This is a genomic window from Martinezella calliandrae (assembly GCF_030272695.1).
GTDB lineage: Bacteria > Pseudomonadota > Alphaproteobacteria > Rhizobiales > Rhizobiaceae > Rhizobium > Rhizobium calliandrae.
The window spans coordinates 59,831-78,181 of record NZ_JARFYN010000023.1; the positions used below are offsets into that span (position 1 = coordinate 59,831).

19 protein-coding genes are annotated in these 18,351 nt (G+C 58.6%); 5 read left to right on the forward strand and 14 right to left on the reverse strand.

Annotation, left to right across the window (positions count from 1 at the left end; translation table 11 throughout):
* Positions 1-169: 169 nt before the first annotated feature.
* From traA to PY650_RS18555, 4 genes are all read left to right on the forward strand, one after another.
* Positions 170-3,481 (forward strand): Ti-type conjugative transfer relaxase TraA, encoded by a 3,312-nt coding sequence (gene traA / locus PY650_RS18540; RefSeq protein WP_285880944.1) that lies wholly within the window; start codon positions 170-172, stop codon positions 3,479-3,481.
* Positions 3,482-3,555: 74 nt separating this feature from the next.
* Positions 3,556-4,044 carry a conjugative transfer signal peptidase TraF gene (traF, locus tag PY650_RS18545; RefSeq protein WP_285880946.1) on the forward strand — a complete coding sequence of 163 codons (489 nt, stop codon included), beginning with the start codon at positions 3,556-3,558 and terminating at the stop codon, positions 4,042-4,044.
* Positions 4,034-5,197, forward strand: a complete 1,164-nt coding sequence (locus PY650_RS18550; protein WP_285880948.1) for a conjugal transfer protein TraB — start codon at positions 4,034-4,036, stop codon at positions 5,195-5,197. The genes traF and PY650_RS18550 overlap by 11 nt, the downstream gene beginning before the upstream one ends.
* Positions 5,198-5,213: 16 nt before the next feature.
* Positions 5,214-5,822, forward strand: coding sequence for a TraH family protein (locus tag PY650_RS18555; protein WP_285880949.1), 609 nt, complete (start codon positions 5,214-5,216; stop codon positions 5,820-5,822).
* Here the strand turns inward: PY650_RS18555 and PY650_RS37405 are convergent.
* Both PY650_RS37405 and PY650_RS18560 read right to left on the reverse strand, forming a co-directional pair.
* The gene (locus PY650_RS37405) at positions 5,709-6,203 is read right to left on the reverse strand and encodes a hypothetical protein (protein WP_432761545.1); all 495 of its coding nucleotides are present in this window, start codon (positions 6,201-6,203) and stop codon (positions 5,709-5,711) included. The genes PY650_RS18555 and PY650_RS37405 overlap by 114 nt on opposite strands.
* A gap of 287 nt (positions 6,204-6,490) precedes the next feature.
* Positions 6,491-6,727, reverse strand: a complete 237-nt coding sequence (locus PY650_RS18560) for a helix-turn-helix domain-containing protein (protein ID WP_285880950.1) — start codon at positions 6,725-6,727, stop codon at positions 6,491-6,493.
* 253 nt (positions 6,728-6,980) lie between these two features.
* On the opposite strand from PY650_RS18560, the gene PY650_RS18565 reads away from it, so the two are divergent.
* A complete protein-coding gene (locus tag PY650_RS18565; protein ID WP_285880951.1) occupies positions 6,981-7,295 on the forward strand; it encodes a transcriptional repressor TraM in 315 nt (104 codons plus the stop codon).
* A gap of 3 nt (positions 7,296-7,298) precedes the next feature.
* Here the strand turns inward: PY650_RS18565 and PY650_RS18570 are convergent, their stop codons facing one another.
* The 12 genes from PY650_RS18570 to traI form a co-directional block, all read right to left on the reverse strand.
* A complete protein-coding gene (locus tag PY650_RS18570; protein ID WP_285880952.1) occupies positions 7,299-8,003 on the reverse strand; it encodes an autoinducer binding domain-containing protein in 705 nt (234 codons plus the stop codon).
* A gap of 158 nt (positions 8,004-8,161) precedes the next feature.
* Positions 8,162-9,463 carry an IncP-type conjugal transfer protein TrbI gene (gene trbI, locus PY650_RS18575; protein WP_285880953.1) on the reverse strand — a complete coding sequence of 434 codons (1,302 nt, stop codon included), beginning with the start codon at positions 9,461-9,463 and terminating at the stop codon, positions 8,162-8,164.
* 11 nt (positions 9,464-9,474) lie between these two features.
* A complete protein-coding gene (gene trbH / locus PY650_RS18580; RefSeq protein WP_285880954.1) occupies positions 9,475-9,912 on the reverse strand; it encodes a conjugal transfer protein TrbH in 438 nt (145 codons plus the stop codon).
* 3 nt (positions 9,913-9,915) lie between these two features.
* The gene (gene trbG / locus PY650_RS18585) at positions 9,916-10,734 is read right to left on the reverse strand and encodes a P-type conjugative transfer protein TrbG (RefSeq protein ID WP_285880955.1); all 819 of its coding nucleotides are present in this window, start codon (positions 10,732-10,734) and stop codon (positions 9,916-9,918) included.
* A 17-nt stretch (positions 10,735-10,751) separates the two neighbouring features.
* A complete protein-coding gene (locus PY650_RS18590; RefSeq protein ID WP_285880956.1) occupies positions 10,752-11,414 on the reverse strand; it encodes a conjugal transfer protein TrbF in 663 nt (220 codons plus the stop codon).
* A gap of 24 nt (positions 11,415-11,438) precedes the next feature.
* Positions 11,439-12,617 carry a P-type conjugative transfer protein TrbL gene (gene trbL / locus PY650_RS18595; protein ID WP_285880957.1) on the reverse strand — a complete coding sequence of 393 codons (1,179 nt, stop codon included), beginning with the start codon at positions 12,615-12,617 and terminating at the stop codon, positions 11,439-11,441.
* 4 nt (positions 12,618-12,621) lie between these two features.
* Entirely contained in the window at positions 12,622-13,425 is an 804-nt protein-coding gene (trbJ, locus tag PY650_RS18600; protein ID WP_285880958.1) for a P-type conjugative transfer protein TrbJ, read from the reverse strand.
* The gene (locus PY650_RS18605; protein ID WP_285880959.1) at positions 13,397-15,853 is read right to left on the reverse strand and encodes a conjugal transfer protein TrbE; all 2,457 of its coding nucleotides are present in this window, start codon (positions 15,851-15,853) and stop codon (positions 13,397-13,399) included. The genes trbJ and PY650_RS18605 overlap by 29 nt, the downstream gene beginning before the upstream one ends.
* Positions 15,854-15,862: 9 nt before the next feature.
* Positions 15,863-16,162, reverse strand: coding sequence for a conjugal transfer protein TrbD (locus PY650_RS18610; RefSeq protein WP_285880961.1), 300 nt, complete (start codon positions 16,160-16,162; stop codon positions 15,863-15,865).
* On the reverse strand, positions 16,155-16,538 hold the full coding sequence (locus PY650_RS18615) for a TrbC/VirB2 family protein (RefSeq protein ID WP_285880962.1): 384 nt from the start codon (positions 16,536-16,538) through the stop codon (positions 16,155-16,157). Before PY650_RS18615 ends, PY650_RS18610 begins: the two co-directional genes overlap by 8 nt.
* Positions 16,528-17,505, reverse strand: coding sequence for a P-type conjugative transfer ATPase TrbB (trbB, locus tag PY650_RS18620; RefSeq protein ID WP_285880964.1), 978 nt, complete (start codon positions 17,503-17,505; stop codon positions 16,528-16,530). Before trbB ends, PY650_RS18615 begins: the two co-directional genes overlap by 11 nt.
* Entirely contained in the window at positions 17,502-18,140 is a 639-nt protein-coding gene (gene traI, locus PY650_RS18625) for an acyl-homoserine-lactone synthase (protein WP_285880965.1), read from the reverse strand. The genes trbB and traI overlap by 4 nt, the downstream gene beginning before the upstream one ends.
* Between the last annotated feature and the right edge of the window lie 211 nt (positions 18,141-18,351).

Here is an 18,351-nt window from a genome sequence, read left to right on the forward strand (position 1 = left end):
ACAATCGCCAAGGGCGATGCTTTCGTGGATGATCCCGGCCGCTCGACAAGAGCGGCATCCGAAGGGCGCAATTATACGTCGCTGTCGCGACGTTCTTCTGACGAGCGCCCGGGGGTCGATCTTGCTGCCGAACACATTGATTTGCTCTCAATAGAGAAAGAACTCCGCCGTGGCCGTCCCTCATTTCTCCGTCAGCATCGTCGCCCGCGGCTCCGGCCGCAGCGCCGTCCTGTCGGCGGCCTATCGGCATTGCGCGAAGATGGAGTACGAGCGAGAGGCGAGGACAATCGACTACACCCGTAAGGAGGGCTTGCTGCACGAAGAGTTCGTTATCCCCGGCGATGCGCCGCAGTGGCTACGGGAAATGGTGGCCGATCGCTCGGTCTCTGGCGCATCCGAAGCCTTCTGGAACAGCGTCGAAGTTTTCGAGAAGCGTGTCGATGCCCAGCTTGCCAAGGATATGACCATTGCGTTGCCGATGGAACTCTCGACCGAGCAGAACATCGAACTGGTGCGGGATTTCGTCGAGCGGCACATCACCTCGGCAGGTATGGTGGCGGACTGGGTCTATCACGACGCGCCGGGCAACCCGCATGTGCATCTGATGACCACGCTTCGGCCACTTGCCGAAGATGGTTTCGGCGCCAAGAAGGTCGCGCTGACAGGGCCGGACGGCAAGCCGATCCGTAATGACTCAGGCAAGATTGTGTACGAACTTTGGGCGGGCAGCCTCGACGACTTCAACGCCTTTCGCGACGGCTGGTTCGCCTGCCAGAACAGGCATCTGGCGCTCGCCGGCTTCGATATCCGTGTCGACGGCCGGTCCTTCGAGAAACAGGGGATTGGGCTCACCCCGACCATTCACCTTGGCGTCGGCGCCAAGGCGATTGAACGGAAGTCGGTGGAGACAGACTGGGACATTTCACTGGAACGGCTGGAACTGCAGGACGAGCGCAGAGCCGAAAACGCCCGCCGCATCCAGCGCCGTCCGGAGCTGGTGCTCGACCTGATTGCGAGGGAGAAGAGCGTCTTCGACGAACGCGACGTCGCCAAAATCCTGCATCGCTATATTGATGATGCCGGCCTTTTCCAAGGCTTGATGGCAAGGATCCTCCAGAGCCCGGATACACTCCGTCTCGAGCGCGAGCGGATCGAATTTTCAAGCGGCGCCCGAGTGCCCGCCAAGTTCACGACGCGGGACCTCATCCGACTCGAAGCGGAGATGGCCAACCGGGCAATCTGGCTGTCTCAACAATCCTCCCACGGCGTAGCGGGCCCGGTACGCCAAGCGACGTTTGCCCGTCACTTGCACCTCTCCGACGAGCAAAAGACGGCTATCGCATACGCTACCGGCGGCGCGCGCATTGCTGCGGTGATCGGCCGCGCCGGCGCCGGCAAGACGACGACAATGAAGGCCGCGCGTGAGGCTTGGGAGACCGCAGGGTACCGCGTCGTTGGCGGAGCGCTTGCCGGCAAGGCCGCCGAGGGCCTGGAAAAGGAAGCCGGCATTCTCTCCCGCACGCTGTCATCCTGGGAGCTGCGGTGGAACCAAGGCCGCAATCAGCTCGACGACAAGACGGTGTTCGTCCTCGACGAAGCGGGCATGGTGTCATCGCGGCAGATGGCGCTGTTTGTCGAAGCTGCGACCAAGGCCGGCGCCAAACTAGTGCTTGTAGGAGACCCGGAACAGCTCCAGCCGATCGAAGCCGGTGCAGCGTTTCGGGCCATTGCCGATCGCGTCGGCTATACCGAACTCGAGACCATCTATCGCCAGCGCGAACAGTGGATGCGCGACGCCTCGCTCGATCTCGCCCGCGGCAATATAGGCAAAGTCGTCGAAGCCTATCGCGCGCAGGGCCACGTCAATGGAGCCGACTTCAAGGCCGATGCGGTGCAGGCGCTGATTGCCGATTGGAATCGCGATTACGATCCAGCCAAGACATCGCTGATCCTCGCCCATCTGCGTCGCGACGTCCGCATGCTCAATGAGATGGCACGGTCAAAGCTCGTCGAACGTGGCCTCGTCGCCGAGGGTTTTGTGTTTCGGACCGAAGATGGATACCGGAAATTCGCGGCTGGCGACCAGGTAGTGTTCCTCAGGAACGAGGGTTCGCTCGGCGTCAAGAACGGCATGTTGGCAAAGGTCGTGGACGCCGCCCCCGGGCGTATCGTTGCGGAAGTCGGCGAAGGCGAACACCGCCGCCAGGTCACGGTCGAGCAACGCTTCTACGCCAATGTAGACCATGGCTATGCCACGACGATCCACAAGAGCCAGGGCGCCACCGTCGACCGGGTGAAGGTGCTGGCGTCCTTGTCGCTCGACCGTCATCTCACCTACGTTGCCATGACCCGTCATCGCGAGGACCTTGGCCTCTATTACGGCCGTCGATCCTTCGCGAAGGCAGGCGGCTTGATCCCGATCCTGTCGCGGAGACAAGCCAAGGAAACGACGCTCGATTATGCGAGCGGCCGCTTCTATGGCCAAGCCCTTCGCTTCGCCGAGGCCCGTGGCCTTAACCTCGTCAACGTCGCGCGCACGGTCGTTCGTGACCATCTCGAATGGACCGTCCGCCAGAAGTCGAAGCTCGCAGAGCTTGGCGCACGTCTGGCGGCGCTCGCCGGCAAGCTAGGTCTCTCCGCCATTGCCGTCAGGACCTCTCAATCGCACACCATCAAGGAGTCGAAACCCATGGTATCAGGCATTACCACGTTCCGAAGATCGCTGGAACAGGCTGTCGAAGACCGGCTTGCCGCCGACTCCGGCTTGAAGAAGCAATGGGAGGAAGTGTCGAACCGGTTCCACATCGTCTACGCTCAGCCGGAAGCGGCGTTCAAGGCCGCCAAAGTCGATACGATGCTGAAAGACGAAGCCGCGGCGAAATCGACCATAGCCAGGATCGGCTCCGAGCCGGAAGGCTTCGGTGCGCTGAAAGGCAAAACCGGGATCCTGGCAAGCCGCGCCGACAAGCAGAACCGAGAAAGGGCCGTCACCAATGCGCCTGCGCTGGCGCGCAACCTGGAACGCTATCTGCGCCAGCGGACGGAAGCCGAATGCAAATATGAAGTCGAGGAGCGCGCCCTCCGCCTGAAGGTCTCCCTCGACATCCCAGCGCTGACGCCGGTAGCAAAGCAGACACTCGAACGCGTCCGTGACGCCATCGATCGCAACGATCTTCCCGCAGGCCTCGAATACGCGCTCGCGGACAAGATGGTGAAAGCCGAACTCGAAGGGTTTGCAAGAGCCGTATCGGAACGTTTTGGCGAACGAACCTTCCTGCCCCTTACTGCGAAGTCCCCCAATGGACAGACATTCAATGCCGTCACCACCGGGATGACGGCCGGACAGAAGGCGGAAGTGGAATCGGCGTGGAGTTGGATGCGGACAGTGCAGCGACTTTCTGCGCACGAGCGCGCGGCTGAGTCGCTGACGCAGACCGAAACCCTCCGCCAATCAAAGAGCCAGGGGCTCTCCCTCAAATGATAAACCGAAGTGAAGTGAGCCTGCCGTCTCCCGTTCATAAACGGCTGCCGGTCCTGAGCATAGCGATTATCTCGATGGTTGCGACCGTGCTCGTGATGGCTGTCTTTTATTACGGTTATCGCATCAACCTCACACCGAGCGAGCCCGTCGGGCTTTGGCGTATTGTATCTCTCGACCGTCCAGCATCCGTTGGGGATCTCGTCTTCATTTGCCCTCCGCAAACTGCGTCAATGCGGGAGGCGCGCGCGCGTGGGTATCTCCGCGTGGGATCCTGCCCGGGCGACGTCGCGCCGCTCATCAAGACGATCATCGCCACAGCCGGGCAGCGTGTCGAAATCGGTGCGCACGTGACGATCGACGGGCGCCCGATCCCATTTTCCGATCTAGCTGAGCGCGACGGCGAGGGTCGACCGATAACAGCATTTCCGGGCGGCGTCGTGCCGGCGGGAAGCGTCTTTCTTTATTCAGCGTTCAGGAGCTCTTATGACTCCCGCTATTTCGGCCCCCTAGCAGCTTCCGGCATCATCGGCCTGGCGCAAGAGGTACTCACCTATGCGCCTTGAGCACCTTCAGTCCGCCCTGTCGATTGCCGCTTCAATCATCGTCGGAATGGTTGGGTGGAGTGGCCACGTTCTGCTTCTTCCAGTCGCTCTTGCGTTTCCGATCCTTTGGATGCTTGCGCGTACGCGATTGATTGCCGCGTTTGTCGCGGCTGGCTATTTCCTGGCTGCTTCTTGGGGATTACCGCAAGGTGTCGCGACCTTCTACTTCTCCGATCTCTGGCCGGGCCTGTTGCTCTGGCTATGCGCATCCCTGAGCTTTGTCGGCGTCCACACGATACTCTGGACGAGACGCAGCTGTACGCGACCGTTTCGCTATCTCGCGGCAGCCGTACTTATGACCATTCCACCATTCGGCATCACCGGTTGGGCCCATCCGATCACAGCCACGGGTGTGCTGTTTCCAGGATGGGGATGGTGGGGATTGGTCGCCGCGACAGCCGGCCTCACGGGCCTCGTAACCCCTGCCTGGCCGGCTGTCATAATCGCCCTTGCAGGCTTTTGGCTTTGGTCCGCCGCAATCTGGACCAAGCCTACGCTACCGGAAGCGTGGCAGGGCGTCGATCTCGAATTGGGCGCTTCGCTCGGCCGCGACGTCAGTCTGCAGCGCCACCGTGATCTGATTGCCACGGTGAAGGATCGAGTATCTGGTGGCAGCCGCTGGATCGTGCTGCCCGAAAGCGCGCTCGGCTCTTGGACGCCGACGGCGGAGCGGCTGTGGATAAATGCTCTACAGGGAACGGACATATCCGTTATCGCCGGCGCCGCAGTTGTCGATTCAGGCGGATACGACAATGTTATGATCGCCATCTCCGGCGGTGGTGCACAACTCTTCTATCGAGAGCGCATGCCGGTGCCAGGTTCGATGTGGCAACCCTGGCGCCCCATGCTCGCTCAGAGCGGCGGCGCGCGCGCGCATTTCTTCGCAAATCCGATCGTGACCATTGCGGACCATCGGGTAGCGCCACTGATCTGCTATGAGCAACTGATCATATGGCCCGTGCTCCAATCCATGCTGTACGATCCGGATGTCATCGTCGCCGCTGGCAATGGGTGGTGGACCAAAGGGACCCCTATTGTCCCCATCCAGCGCGCCAGCACGGAAGCCTGGGCGCGCCTATTCGACAAACCCCTCGTCTTTTCCTTCAACACCTGACTTACAAGGAGAGGTCATGCTTGACGCTGCCCTGATCAAACAATGCGCCGACCCCTCATTGAGGCCGGCGATCGTCGAGCAGTTCGTGACCGCCGCAGGGTCGTCCGATCCCCTTGCCGTTACCGTCATATCAGATGGCCGGTTGATTCTCATTCCGAAGCCTACGTCGGCCGACGAAGCCCTAGCGATCGTTCGGCAGTATGTTGGCCAAGCTGTGGTTCGTGTCGGTCTGACGCAATTTCCGGCCGGTGTCGGCGTGAAGGAGGCGGCCGATCTGAAGCCGGACTTGGTCGATGCCTGCGAGAACCTCCGCAACGGTACGACGATGTTCGCCAAGGTGCTGCACATCGTCGCAAAATGGTACGGCAATCCGAAGAGCGACGACGTCTTCCGCCAGATTTTCGAGGATGCGCTCTATGCCTGGAAGACCGGGGAATTCGAAGGAGTGAGTGTGTTTCAAGCGCAGGATCCAGGAGCACCCATCGAATTGCCTCAGCAACGCGAAGCGCATTCAGGCGATGAAGAGCCGGCTGCAGTGAGCACGACCGAGAAGCAGACGCAGACGAATGAGGATATTGGCCAAATGGGAATCCGCATCGATCTTTCGAGGATCGGAGGCAAATAAGCGCTCGAGTTTCTCACGTCGATCGGTATGACGCGTGGAACATCGTCGGGTTGCATGGTCATCCTCCAGGCTCAGAATGTTGAAGGGCAATTCCAAAGCGCTAACGCTACAGCGCGGAAAAGGTACGGCGTACAAGCGTCCCCCGAATGGGATCACCTTCTGATGGTCGCACAATACAAGGCCTGAAACAAATTTCTCTCCAGATGCTTCTGCCAGATTCGCAATCCAGAGAAATCGGAGTTCGAGACGGACGCTGCCGCTTTTTACTTCGATGACGATATCGACTTCATTCCGCTGCTTGTCACGAAAACGCGAGAATTCGAAGCTCGTCCCGCCACTCGTGAGTTTGAGAACCTCGGCAAAGACGAAAGTCTCCAGCAACGGCCCGAATTGCCGCCTTTCCGTCGTAAGAGACGTCCCGAAGGGACGCGAGAAGACCAGAATGGGGGTGGTGCCGGTCCTGGGAACTGCGGCGCTTGGGTTTGATTCAATTTGAAATTCGGGCTGCCGGCGACTGAAACACCTTCGGTTCGCGAACGATCCAATGTGGTACCGCGGACAAGAGCCAATTCCTTGGGGGCTGCTTGGGCATTCGTGGTTGACGATGCGCTGAACATGCGTCCTTGTTTGCCTTAGTCTTCCGGTTCCTAGAGCTCGGTATTCGTCAGCTAGCGAAGCAGTTTAATTTTCGTCCCAGGGGGCCGTTTCAGCAGTTCTGACGCCTCAACATCTAAAGCTATCGCCAGGCGATCGACAACATCGATGCTTGCATTATAAACTCTGCGCTCAAGAGAACTGATATAAGTACGATCGAGACCTGCCCGAAACGCAAGCTCTTCTTGCGACAGGCCCTTGGCTTGACGCGCAGCTTTCAGATTCCGTGCAAACACCTCTCGAATCTCCATGATGAAGAGAGCAGCGGCTTGCAGAGTATTTCACCACGGAGTATTCTCCACAATTGTTAATCTGGATATGGAATCTACATATAGAATCAGTGTGATGCGGCGTTTGCTGATACTTTCTTCGTGCGAGCAACGAAGTGTCGACGATTTTTGGTACCATCTTGCTGAGCTATGGGATCTATTTTGTAATGCGTATATACGATGCCGAAAGGTCTCGGTCCTCGGCGGGTCGTGAATGAGGTCAGAGGAGAGGTGGATGGACAACGAGGTCTCATTCGGGACTAGTGGCGAAAGAGCGTCTCGTTATAGAGCGATGCGAGAATCCGATTTGAAAGCGCTAGCAATTTCTGCGATCCGCGAACACCGCCGACTTCTAGCCGCGGATGAAGCTGTCTACGAAGAGTGGACGCTTGCAGCCGCCAACGCCTCAATTTCCAGCGATGTGCTCAAACGCCTGCAGGATGAGTATGTCGAACGTCAAAAGAAGTCAGAAGCGCAGCAGGAAGAACTCTCGGAAATCATCGATGTGCTTGGTTATATTCCTGATGTGCCCTCAGAGGACGACGAATGATGGTTAGACCATACCGCGGTCCTTCGCGATTGCCACGAGTTGCGGGATCGTCGCGGCATTCAGCTTCTTGCGTGCGCTATCGAAATAGTGCTGCACTGTTCTTGGGGTAATTCCCATTAAAACAGCAATCTCCCACGCTTTCTTGCCCTTTGCCGCCCACGTAAGACACATTGCTTCCCTTGGCGAAAGGAGCCGGCTAGGTGCGACGATCGTCGAAGCAGCTATGATCTTCAGGCGATAGTGAATTGCCAAGACCGCCTGCAGCGGGCTTACTTGCTTTTGACATTTTGAAATATCAGCTTTGTTCCCGGAGGAAGCAAATGTCAGCATAATGGTTGAGCCGAAACTGCCTTGAACGGGAACTGTCACACCACTGCGAATACCATGTTCGCCCGCTTCATCACGAAAACGCTTGAACTCAGAAGTTCCGCGAGACGGCCAGTCATCGATCGTCCAGGAAAACATCTCCATCCGGCGTTTGGCTTCCGTAACTACCGGATCAACCCGAGAATATTGGTTGCGTAGGTAAATTTTCTGCCATTTCTCGGGATAAGAACTGAGTACGCGGGCTCCGAGGCCTTCCGTTTGCATGTATGCAAAGAATTCAAATCCACACGAATGAACGAAACCTTTGAGTCCGCGTTTTATCATCCGTTCATCGTATGAGGCTTCAACCATGTCGATGAGAGCGCTTAAGGCTGGATCCACAGACCTGTCTCCTTTCTTTTGAAGCGAAGGCGCCCCCGCTCCTTCGAGGGTGATACAGATCTGCGGCCGTCAGCGCAAACATCTATTCACCTCTCTCGTGCATTCAAAACCTTCTGACTAAGAGATCATGTTAAATGAAAGATTTTTCTGATGCGGTCTCAGCGACTGCGGTACGCGGAGGGGAAGACGATATCCTGATCGACCAAGACATTGAAGTCGTATCCCGGCCTGATCCAGATTGTCGGCTGAACATTCAGGTTCTTCGAGATCGTTTGTTCCGCGACGCGACCGAAGCTTTCCGCGAAATTTCGCCTAGCGGTATCGGACGCGGTGTCCTGGGTGGCAAGCGTCGTGCTTTCAGGCATCGATATGTCGATGCCGGTTCCGATTAGCGCGACGAGTGCTGCCGAATTCCACGTGCGCCAGAGATGCCGATCGACCTTATCCTTGAAACCCCCAAAGCCTTCGGCATCTATTCCAGCCATGCCGCCGATCTGCAGCGTCGAGCCATTCGGAAAAATCAGGTCGGTCCAGACGACGAGAACCCTTTCCTGGCCGAAAGAAACCTTGGAATCATAGCGGCCGAACAACTTGGCCCCCTGCGGGATCAGGAGCCGGTAGCCAGTGGCGCTGTCATAGACATTCTGGCTGACCTGCGCGGTGATCCGGCCCGGAAGGTCTGAGTTGAGGCCTGTGATCAACGTGGCTGGAATGACCGAGCCGCGCTTCAGCTCATACAGCGACTTTTGGGGCACGACCTTGTTCGGCAAATAGCCGAGATTCTTGAAATCCTGATTAAAGAAGTCCTGCTTCGAACTCTGTGCATTAGGGTCGACGTTCTGACCAAGGAGCCCGGATTTCACTGCGGCTGAGTAGAGATCCGAGGCATTATTAGCCGTCGTCGTTATGTTCTGCCGCTCTGCGTCTGTGGAATTGTTCGCGCTCTTTTCGACATCGGAAATGTTCACCTTCAGCGGGGAGTCCAGCGCCGTTGCCCGCGCCTGCAGGCGGGCCATCCGCTGGCGCTGGGCTTCGCGAATATATTGTTCATCCTGCTCTCGCTTCAGGCGGGCTTTCCATTCCTCTTCCGATTCGAGATTGGAACGCCGCTCCTCCTTCGCCGTGGATAGGTGGTCGACAACCGGGGACTGCTTCTCGATCTTTTGCTCGACGGTTGGTGTTGGCTGGAATGCCTCGCGCTCAGCCGGTTCGCCGATGATGCCGTCGGTGATGCCGCGCTTAAGCTGATCGCCGAAGTTCGTCGCCGGTGTACTCAAGGTGCTGTCGATATCGTTGCTCCAGTTGAAGGGTAGTCCTCGCCACGATATGCCGCCTACGACCACGCCAAGGAAAAGCGCGATGAGGACGATGGCGGTGATAATTGGCAGCCGATTGAGGCGGCGCATGCCTTTCTGATCGTCGGCTTGCTTTGACACGCCCAGCTGGAGCGATTGGACCATACCCCCCTCCCTCAATTACGCTGCATGATGGAAAGCGGACTTGCCGGCGTCACGCCGGCTGCCGTTGCCGTGTATGCGCGGCCAAGGGCGATGAACGGTGTTGACAGCCGCGCGAGCACCTGACCGCCAACGCCATCGATCGAGTAAGCGAGCTCGACCGGGTTCGCGTCCTTTCCAACTTTGCCGTCGGTGAGGACGGTGTAGCCAACGTCCTTTAGTGCTGCCTGGAGTGACGTCGCAAAATTCGACGTATCTTTTTCCATCTTGATTGTCGTCGATTTTGCGGGGCCGATCTGCTCGGCGAGCCGGCTTGCCATATCGCTGGCGATGGCACTTGCGGCAGGCCCGGAGACCGACGCGGCGTTTGAGTTGGGGGCCAACCTATCCTCGACCGTTTGGCATCCGGTGAGAAAGGCCGCGGCTATGAAAACGACGAGACGCTTCCACATCGTTCAGCCTCCCCGCCGAATGGTGATCTTCTGCTGGCTCCAGCCGACGCCGGAGACGAGGATCGCCTTATCGACCGCATAGTCGACGATCATCATGTCGTTCTTCATCCGGTAATTGACTATGCGGTTCTGGCCGCCGCTGATAACGAACAGCACCGGTGCATCCTGGCTGGAAATCGACTTCGAGAACTGAATGTAGGTTTTCACGCCATCCGAGTAGACCCGCTTCGGCTTCCAGGGTGCGCTCCCGCTCACCGAGTAGGAGAAGTTCAGCTTGTCGGGCGCCGAGCCAGGGATGCCGCCGGTCTCAACCTGTGAATTGACATCGGCGAGCTTGGTCGAGACATCCTCAGGGTATTCGAAACCGACGCGTGCCATGTATTGACTCGGATGAGACTTGAGCTGGATGTGATAGGTGCGCCGCGACGTCGTGACCACCATCGAGGTGACGAGACCTGCTTCCGACGGCTTGACGATCAGATGGATCGCTTGACCGCTGATGGCGCCCGAGGTCGCGGGCTCCACCTTCCAGCGAACAGTGTCGCCAACGAGAACATCGCGGACGATCTCGCCGCCCTGGAGTTCGATATCGCAGACCTGCAGGGGCGAGCAGACGACGGATGGCTGGGTTTCGCCGAAGAGAAAGGTGACCTTGCCATCGGCGCCGGCCGTCACCAGTCCGGCCGCGCCGCGCCATCTCCCAGAAATGTTCGTGCCCTTCACCTCATTCGTCGTCATGTTCTGCGTTTGCGCCTGCGCGCCGCTTGCAAAGATGAGTCCCGCCAGGCAGCCGGCGGCTGCGATTGATCCTATTCTGTGCATCGAGAAATCTCCCGCTCTTAAAGCTGTGCCGTCCAGTCGAAATCCCGGACATAAAGACCGATAGGATTGAGGCGAATAGTCGCCTCGTCCTGCGGCGCGGTGAGCGTCACCGTTGCGATTCCGCGAAACCGGCGCGTGCCAGTCTCCTTCCCCTTTCGGTCCCGCTCGTATTCGGTCCAGTCGATCTGATAGGTCTGGTTTGAGAGCGCCACGATGTTGTTGACCTCAATGGCGACCGTCGACGACTTGGCCTTCTCGAACGGCGAATTGGTTCGAAACCAGTCGTTGATCTTCTGGGTCGAGGGATCGGATGTTCGCAGAAGCGCATAAGTTCGATCGATGTATTGCTTCTGCACCAATGCATCAGGCGTAATGCTGCGGAAGCTGGTCACGAAGTTACCGAGGGTGGCCCGTACCACCCGCACATCCGCATATTCGATCTGCTCGGGAAACCCTGATGTGACCGACGTGCCGAGCTTGTCGACCTGGACGATATAGGGCACCAGTTTCACCTCAGTGCTCAAATAGATCGAGTACCCGAAGCCGATCACGGCCATGGTTAAACCGAGGATGCCGACGATGCGCCATGCGGCGGCGGCCTGCACATAGGAGCCGTATCGCTCGCTCCATTCCTGGCGTGCGGCAAGATACGGGTTTTCGGGGGCGCGGTTCGCTGCCATCGATCGATCACTTTCTGATTGCTGTTAGTCTTTGCGTTCGGGAGGTGGTTTTGGCCCGCTGTGACCGTTGCGACCCTGGTCCAGCTTGGCGTTGGCTAGGCCGAGGATCGATCCGGCATAGGCTCCGGGAGAACCGATCGCCTTTTCCTTGGCCGCAGCGCCTGCGGCCTTCCCAGCGGACCAGATGCCTGCGCCAAGACCTCGAAGCATTGCACCTGAGACGGATGTCCCTGCAGTACGTGAGCTTTGAGCGGCCGCGAATCCCGCGCCAGCAGCACCAGCCGCGAGAAAACCCGCACCTGTGGCAAAGGATGCGGCCTGACCACCGTGTCTGATCGCTTCCATCCCGCCCGAGACGGACGAACCCTGCACGACGCCCTGCATGATGTTCGGAACGTAGATCGCGATGATGAAGACGACGACGGCAATGCCGGCGATCGCGAGCGCGGTCTGGAACTGGTCGCCAATATCAGGTTCGTTTGCCAATCCGATCAGCACCTCCGACCCGATACGCGAGATCATGACAAGCGCCATGAGCTTCATTCCGACCGAAAAGGCGTAGATCAGATATCGGATTGCGAAGTCCTTAGTATAGGACGAACCACCCAGACCGAGCATGACCATGCCGGCAAGCAGGCCGATATACATCTCGACCATGACGGAAACGAAAATCGCCGCAACGAGTGAGAACGAGATAACGACAACGACCATGGCAAAAGCAGCCGAGATCGCCAGAGCATTGTCCTCGAAAAGACCGAACTGTATCTTTTCCGACATCTTCGCAGCGACAGCGAGGCCGGCATTGAAGACGTCCGCTGGGGAAGCCGTGCCGCCTCCGGCGCCAATCTGAAACAGGCTGTCGACCACCGCCTTCGCGAAGGTCGGCCCCTGTGCCAAAACGAAGGCGAAAAAACCGACGAATATTATTCGCCTGACAAGCTCGGCAAACCAACTGTCGAGCGATGCGGCTTGCAGCGCGAGCCAGACGGCCGCGATGCCAATCTCGATCGTCGCGAGGATCCAGAATAGGGATTTCGCGGCGTCCATGACAGTAGTTTCCCATCCCTTTGCGGCTGTGGTGATCTGGCTCTGTAATGAGGTCAGCACTGAACCTTCTTGGGCGAGGGCTGGCTGTGCTGCCAGCAGGCAGAAGATGGCAAGGAGCATCGCGGTCCAGAGCCGCCAGAGCGATATCGCTGTCATGTGTTCACCACTCGACCTTCATCTTTTCGCCGCCGGAGGTGGGAGGGGCAGTCCCGCTGAAGAATTTCTCACGCCTCGCCTGCGCAAGGTCCCTGTCGGTCTGCTCGTTTTGAAGCCAGGTTCCCATCATGGTCATTTGCTGTGAGACAAGACCGCGGAGCTTCTGCATTTGCGCGACCTGTTGCGCAGCGATCTGGTGTCCCACTTGCAACGCCTTCATCTGCCCGTCGGCGGCCTCAGACATCGATCGCAGCGAGGACATCGTGCCTTCCTCACTGTCGAACTGCTCGGCAGTTAGGCTCGCCGCCTTCAGCGTGCTGGCGATCGTGTCCCGGTTGGTATCTGACCAGGACTGATAAGTAGTCGAAAAAGAAGCATTGTTTGGCAGGGTGGTCTTGAGGCTTGAGTAGCTCTGGAAACGCTGCTGCAGCACATCATCGGCATTGCCCATCGAAAACGAGATGCTCTGCCCCTGATCCACGATGCTGCGCAATTGATTGAGGTCGCTTTCGACCCGCCCCCACATATGTGACGGGAGAGTGGCGGTGTTCTGAAGCAGATTTTGATAGATATTCAGCTGCGTCTCGATCTGTTGGGCGAGCTGGCTGATCTGGGTGAGCTGGTTCTGAATTTGCTCGCCGGACTTTCCAACCAACGCAACCAACTCGCCATTATTGAGGACTTGCGTCCACTCGGTCGCAGCACCCGTGGCGGTTCCGGCTTCTGCGGGAATGACGGCGCCGACCGTCAACGCGACTGCCGCCAAACCAGCGAGCAATCTATTCGAAGTTGAGTAACGACGCGGCATCGTGAACTCCTCTCATTTGAAGCCAGTGTAGCGGCCAGTCCCGGCCATGTTCGGAACGGAGCGTGCGGATGCGCTTGAGGTCGTGCTTGCCAGAGGCACCGATGAAACTGAGTGCTACGGGCCCGAGCGCCATGTCGAACAGCCGCCGGCCTTCGGGCGTGACGACGTAATATTCGCGCTTGGGGATTGAGTTCGAGACGATCTCGATCTGCCGCTGATTGAAGCCGATCCGTTCATAGAATTCCCGCGTCCCAGGCTCCCGAGCGGCGCCATTTGGTAGACAAATCTTCGTCGGACAGGATTCCTTGAGCACATCAATGATTCCGGACCGCTCGGCGTCCGAAATGGATTGCGTGGCGAGCACGACGGCGCAGTTGGCCTTGCGAAGCACTTTGAGCCATTCTCGGATCTTGCTGCGGAACACCGGATGACCCAACATCAACCAGGCCTCATCTAACACGATCAGGCTCGGCGAGCCGTCGAGACGTTTCTCGATCCGCCGGAACAGATAGGTGAGCACCGGCACGAGATTGCGCTCGCCCATATTCATGAGCTGCTCGATCTCGAAAGTCTGGAAGGCGCCGAGCGAGAGACCATCCTCCTCGGCATCCAGAAGCTGGCCCATGGGACCGTCGACCGTGTAGTGATAGAGCGCGTCCTTGATCTCGCGCATCTGCACGCCGCTGACGAAGTCCGAGAGCGACCGGCCGGGCGCGCTCGCCATCAAGCTGATCTGGCGCGAGATGGCGTTGCGATGATCCGGGGTGATGGTGACGCCCTGCAGGGCGACCAGCATTTCGATCCATTCCGCGGCCCATGCACGATCAACATCGCCGGAGAGATCTAACAATGGGCAGAAGGCCAGTGCCTTCCCCTCCTCCTGCACATCGCCCCCGATCTCGTAGTGATCGCCGCCGGTGGCGAGCGTCAGAGGCAGAAGAGAGTTTCCCTTGTCGAAGGCAAAGATCTGGGCTTGGTCATAGCGGCGGAACTGCGCGGCGATCAGTGCCAGAAGTGTCGACTTCCCCGAACCGGTCGGTCCGAAGATCAGCGTGTGACCGACGTCGTCGACATGGAGGTTGAGCCGGAACGACGTCGACCCGCTCGCCACCTGCATCAGCGGCGGAGAGTTCGGCGGGTAGAATGGGCACGGCGCCACCGGGTTGCCCGACCATACGGAATTGAGAGGGACCAAGTCCGCAAGATTACTGGTATTGATCAATGGTTCCCGAATGTTGCAATACCAGTTGCCCGGTAGGCTGCCGAGATAGGCGTCGGTGGCGTTGAGGGTTTCGATCCGAGCTCCGAATCCTTCCGCCTGGATCAGCCGGCGGATTGCCTCTGCCTTTTCCTGCAGTGCCTCCCGATCGTGATCAAACAGGACGATAACGGGGGTGTAGTAGCCGTAGGCAACGAGCTGCGAGGAGGCTTGCGCGATGGCATCTTCAGTCTCGGCCACCATGGTCATGGCGTCCTGATCAACCGAACGGCTCTGCGTTTGGAACAACTGGTCGAAGAACGGCCGCACTTTTTGCTGCCACTTCTTGCGGGTGCGTTCGAGTTTCTGCCGTGCCTCTTCCGCGTCGAGAAAAATGAACCGGGATGACCAGCGATAGGTTAGCGGCATCAGATCGAGGCTGTTGAGGATCCCCGGCCAGCTCTCTGCCGGCAGCCCATCGATCGCTATGACGCCGAGGAAGCGGCTTTCAACCTTCGGCGTCAACCCGTGCTCCAGTTCAGCCGTGGCTATCCAGTCAAGATACATCGGAGCCTCGGGCAGCCGGATCGGGTGGTTCTCGCCGGTGATGCAGAAGCGAACAAACTGCAGCAGTTCGTCATAACGAGCGACCCGCTCTCCTCCCCTCTCGACAGTCTCCCGCGTTCCCATTCGACGGATCGAAAGCGTGTTGGCAAAATACTGCTCGATCTCGCGGACAGCGTTCTTGAAGATGAAGAGCACCGTATCCGCATAGGTCTTCTTGCGGCTCTCCTCGTCCGAATAGATGTATTTGCTGAGCGCCGTCTTTTTGGATTCGAGCGGGCGGTAGGTGAGAACGAGCGCGTGCTTGCTCTCGAAATGTCCGTGTTCGCGCGCGAAATGCGCCCGCCGCTCAGCATCGATTGCGCGCGTGACGGCATCAGGGAAGTGGCAATCTTCATCCGACGGATAGTCGAATGTCGGAATGCGAACGGCTTCGACCTGGATTATCCAGCCGGACCCGAGCCGCGACAGGACTGTATTGATCTGCCGCGACAGTTCGTTGCGCTCGAGGTCCGTCGCGCTTTCGCGGTCCGGCCCGGCAAAATACCAGCCGGCCATCAGGCTTCCGTCTTTCAACAGAAGAACACCATTGTCGATGAGGCCGGCATAGGGGACGAGATCCGCAAAGGACGGGCCGGTGTTCCTGAAGTGTTTGAGAGCGACCATGCCTTCCCCTCAATACCGGCGCCACGGCGAGGAGGTCGCCTTGTAGCGATGCTTATAGGAGATATGGCGAGCATAGACCTGCCGCATCAGCGGGTCCGCCTTTGCCATCATTCGCAAAAGCCCGACGACGACGACCCAGACGGCAACGCCGAAGAGGACCGAATAGACTGTCAGCACCACGAAAATGAGGATGACCGCGGCAAGCCCCGTGAGCAGAACCAGTTCCCGGTCCGCGCCCATCAGAAGGTTGGGGCGCGATAGCGCGCGGTGGATGCGGTTGCGCTGCAGACCGGAGGCGGACTCAGCCATTGGTCCCTCCTGCTTCTTTCATGCCGTTCGAGGCGATCTGCGTGCTCGTCAGCCCAATTGAAGCTCCAGTCGCACCGAACAGACCTACAATGGTTGTGGCACCGAGCAGAACGCCGGCGACGAGAACGACGTACACAAGTCGCCGCGCGAAGTCGTTCAACTCCCCACCAAATATGAGCATGCCGCCGGCTATGGCGACAGCCGCAAGTGCGATGTATCCTGCGACGGGTCCGGTGATCGACTGCTCAATCTGCTGCAGTGGTCCTTCCCAGGGCAGTCCGCCACCGCCGGAACTGGCGACTGCCGGATCAAGCGAAGCGAGAACGATGGTTGTGGCAGCGAGTGCGACCCTGACGACCGACGCCTTACGCGACATGACGGACCTCCTCTTCTTCATCAAGTTGGTCTGAACCAATCTCGTATTGGCCCCCCGTGTATCGCTCGATTTGGATGACGTCTCGAACCCGCCGTCCGCGCGGTGTCCGTTCAATGGAAACGATGAGGTCGACCGCTTCACCGATAACCTCGTGCATCGGCTGCTGGCTTGCTTCCGCGGTCAGTTGTTCAAGGCGGCGGAGCGCCGACATGGCGGTGTTCGAGTGAATTGTCGCCACGCCTCCAGGATGACCGGTGTTCCATGCCTTGAGCAGAGTCAGTGCGGCGCCGTCGCGGACTTCGCCGACCACAATCCTGTCGGGGCGCAGTCGCATCGTGCTCTTCAAGAGCCGAGCCATATCAACGGTATCGCTAGTATGCAGAAGAACGGCGTTCTCGGCGGAACAGTGAAGTTCCGTTGTGTCCTCGAGGATAACGAGGCGATCCTCCGGGGCGAATTTGACAATCTCATCGATCAATGCGTTCGCAAGCGTCGTCTTACCAGAACCGGCGCCCCCGGAAACGATGATGTTTAGCCTTTTGGAAATCGCGCTACGGATCATCGAGGCTTGAAATCTCGTCAGCGCGCCTGAGCGCACATATTCTTCGAGCGGAATTAGGCGCGGCGCACGACGGCGAATCGTAAAGGCTGGCTTGGCGACTGCGGGAGGTAAAAGGCCTTCGAAACGGTGGCCACCTATCGGGAGCTCACCGGAGATGATGGGTTGCTTTGTGTCCACCTGGGACTGAAGCAAATGCGCCACTGTTCCGATCACCGTTTCCGCCGCGGGGGGCGACATTTCGCCGGCCGCCGCAACGCCGTGAGTGAGGCGTTCGATAAAGAGCTTTCCGTCAGGATTGAGCATTATTTCGATCACATCTACGTCTTCCAGAGCAGAGCAGAGCTCATGGCCGAGCGCGTCTTGAAGTTTGCGGACAAGCCGGGGGTAAGAGCGAAGCTGGGTCACGGATCTCTCCTTTCCCGCTGCCTGTCTGAGGAAATGAATTCAGAACGGTAATTGGATGGGCGAAGCCTTAGGAATGTCTCGGCGTTCACTGGTAACGTGCCTGCGACGGCAATTGTCTTGCCAATCTTCTTGGGCTCGCCCAAGCGCAACAGGTGCCATCCAACGCGTGCAAGGATCCGCTCGAATCGAAGATCGGTCACCGTGACGAGCTCCGTGTACCCATTTGCCATGCACCATTCGATGATGCCCGCGAACATGGTCAAAGTGGCCTCGTGGAGGGAGCCCCCTCCCCGAGGATCGACCAGGGTCGTGTCCACGCAAAAGCGGGAGCTTTCGATCATACATGGATGGGCGTTTAGTTGTCCGTGCGCCAGCAACGAGGAAAAGACATGCGTCACCATCGTCGGACCCATGGCTGGCAGGAGCCTGGCGCATCCTGCCACACGAGCACTGTCCGAGACGGCGATGATGTAAGTCGGCTGGAGAGCGTCAAAGGCGTCGGCTTCCCGTCCATCAAGAACACCAACCTCCCAACCCAATCGATTTGAAAACACCTGAGCTCGAAGTCGATGATGTGCTTCGAGAAGCTGCTGTTCGGAAAGCTCCTGCCTTGTCGATATCGCAACAACCTGCATGCTGATCTCCGTCGTTGAATCTCTGCACGGAGATCAGCACGGATTAGAATCGCTGGGCAGTTGTAGAATCCTACAAGGTATTTCGATGAGTCGCGCGGTTTTGCACAAAGAACAATCGGTTTGATTGCGTATGTTATCCCATTCGATTGTAGGATTAACGGGGGAACAAACAAGCACCGGACCTGCTGCCCGGAGACAGTAAGCGTTTGGA